The following is a 326-nucleotide window of genomic DNA, read 5'->3' as shown; positions in this document are numbered from 1 at the left end:
CCGAGTGGCCAAAGGGATCAGACTGTAAATCTGACGGCTCCGCCTTCGAAGGTTCGAATCCTTCTCCCTCCACCATTTGCACTAACAATTAGCGATGCTATAAAAGATACTCGTGGAGGGGTTCCCGAGTGGCCAAAGGGATCAGACTGTAAATCTGACGGCTCCGCCTTCGAAGGTTCGAATCCTTCTCCCTCCACCACTTTTATCTTCTGTTGTTCGTCAATCGTTAGTCTGCTGTAAACTTGCTTTACCCTTAAATCTGGCCAAGATTTAAGATAACTTTAAAATCAGACTCGATGAGTAAGACTAAAAGTTGAAGAAATTAT

General features: G+C 44.5%; 1 tRNA gene. It reads left to right on the top strand.

The features are described from left to right. Positions 1-114 precede the first annotated feature (114 nt). Positions 115-199 (top strand) — tRNA-Tyr (locus tag L976_RS04630). The last annotated feature ends 127 nt before the right edge of the window (positions 200-326 follow it).

This window comes from Shewanella sp. ZOR0012, assembly GCF_000798835.1.
GTDB classification, from domain to species: domain Bacteria; phylum Pseudomonadota; class Gammaproteobacteria; order Enterobacterales; family Shewanellaceae; genus Shewanella; species Shewanella xiamenensis.
The sequence above is the reverse complement of the archived record's forward strand: the minus strand, read 5'-3'. Positions and strand labels throughout refer to the sequence as shown.